The sequence below is a fragment of the Candidatus Erwinia dacicola genome, from assembly GCF_001756855.1.
GTDB lineage: Bacteria > Pseudomonadota > Gammaproteobacteria > Enterobacterales > Enterobacteriaceae > Erwinia > Erwinia dacicola.
Genome location: NZ_MAYS01000412.1, coordinates 1 through 1,748 on the forward strand (window position 1 = coordinate 1; position 1,748 = coordinate 1,748).

1 protein-coding gene and 2 pseudogenes are annotated in these 1,748 nt (G+C 51.9%); 2 read left to right on the forward strand and 1 reads right to left on the reverse strand.

Annotation, left to right across the window (positions count from 1 at the left end):
- Positions 1-274: pseudogene (locus BBW68_RS16785) on the reverse strand (IS1595 family transposase); the annotation flags it as partial.
- A gap of 157 nt (positions 275-431) precedes the next feature.
- Here BBW68_RS16785 and lipA point away from each other — a divergent pair.
- Positions 432-1,397 (forward strand): lipoyl synthase, encoded by a 966-nt coding sequence (gene lipA / locus BBW68_RS11290; protein WP_070135440.1) that lies wholly within the window; start codon positions 432-434, stop codon positions 1,395-1,397.
- A 276-nt stretch (positions 1,398-1,673) separates the two neighbouring features.
- Positions 1,674-1,748, forward strand: a pseudogene (locus tag BBW68_RS17985) (IS6 family transposase); the annotation flags it as partial.

A 1,748-nucleotide genomic window follows, 5' to 3' on the forward strand; every position in this document is an offset into this window, starting at 1 on the left:
GAAGCCCGAAAACAGGCACTTTTCCGGCAGCACCTCTGCCACGCTGACCTTTACGACGACCACCAAAATAACTTTCGTCCAGTTCAATCTCACCATCAAACCAGGAGTGCCTATCTACGTGCTCGGCTATCAGCACTCTGAGGCGGTGAAAATAGTATGCAGCAGTGTTCCTGTGGACACCAACCAGCTCTGCGGCAATACGGGCTGTGGAGCCTGCAATAAACTGTTCAAGTAACCGTTCCTGTTTGTACTGACTGAGTCTGCTTTTTCTCATGGCACTATCCTAGATGATCTTAGTTATCTAGGACAGCCCCTATAATTTTTTGCGCTTTATCAAAAAAGTTGAAAGTCACCAACTCATTGAGTGTTCGCGGTAATATAGATTCGGCAACGAATTGACTACCGTAATCTAACCTGGAACCTGCAAGATTATGAGTAAACCGATCGTGATGGAACGCGGTGTTAAATACCGCGATGCAGACAAAATGGCGTTGATCCCGGTGAAAACCGTGGTGACTGAACGTACAGAGGTATTGCGTAAGCCGGAATGGATGAAAATCAAACTCCCCGCCGATTCCAGCCGCATTCAGGACATCAAAACCGCGATGCGCACAAATGGTTTGCACTCCGTTTGCGAAGAGGCTTCCTGCCCTAACCTTGCCGAGTGTTTCAACCACGGCACCGCGACCTTTATGATCCTTGGCGCTATCTGTACCCGCCGCTGCCCGTTCTGTGATGTGGCACACGGTCGCCCAACCCTGCCGGATGCCAACGAGCCGGGTAAACTGGCGCAGACTATCGCTGATATGGCGCTGCGCTTCGTGGTGATCACTTCCGTTGACCGCGATGATCTGCGCGACGGTGGTGCTCAGCACTTTGCCGACTGCATTACTGCCATCCGCGAGAAAAGCCCCACGATTAAGATCGAAACGCTGGTGCCGGACTTCCGTGGCCGTATGGATCGCGCGCTGGAAATTCTGGTTGCCATTCCACCAGACGTGTTCAACCATAATCTTGAGAACGTGCCGCGCGTTTACCGTCAGGTTCGCCCGGGTGCCAACTACGAGTGGTCGCTGAAGCTGCTGGAACGTTTTAAAGAGGCGCATCCGCACATCCCAACCAAATCTGGCCTGATGGTCGGTCTGGGTGAAACCAACGCCGAAATCGTTGAAGTGATGCGCGACCTGCGTCGCCACGGCGTGACCATGCTGACTCTGGGGCAGTATCTGCAGCCAAGCCGTCACCACCTGCCGGTACAGCGCTACGTTAGCCCGGCTGAGTTTGATGAGATGAAAGAAGCAGCAATGGAAATGGGCTTCGCCGACGCAGTCTGCGGCCCGTTTGTGCGCTCTTCCTATCATGCCGACATGCAGGCAAAAGGATTAGAGGTTAAGTAATGCTACAGACTGTAGGGGCTGACTTTCTTTTTCGGTCAGCCCGATGCTCTCGGCACTGGGCGACCGAAAAAGAAGGTCGCCCCCTACGTTTCGGCATAAAAAAACGGATGACTGAGTCATCCGTTTTTTTATCTTCGAACAAAATTACTCTTTGTGAGCGATCTTCTCGGCAGCTTTCGAGTTATGATCATTTGTGGTGTATGGGGATTAGAGGGCACTGTTGCAAAGATCTGGCGATGGTAAACTGATGCCACTGTTTAGTTGAAGGAGCAGCACATGAACCCATTTAAAGGTCGACATTTTGAGCGTCATATTATCCTGTGGGCCGTCTGCTGGTACTGCAAATATGGC

Bases quoted from the DNA above. Each gene is read 5' to 3' on its own strand.
- lipA (WP_070135440.1), top strand. From the start codon at position 432: ATGAGTAAACCGATCGTGATGGAACGCGGTGTTAAATACCGCGATGCA.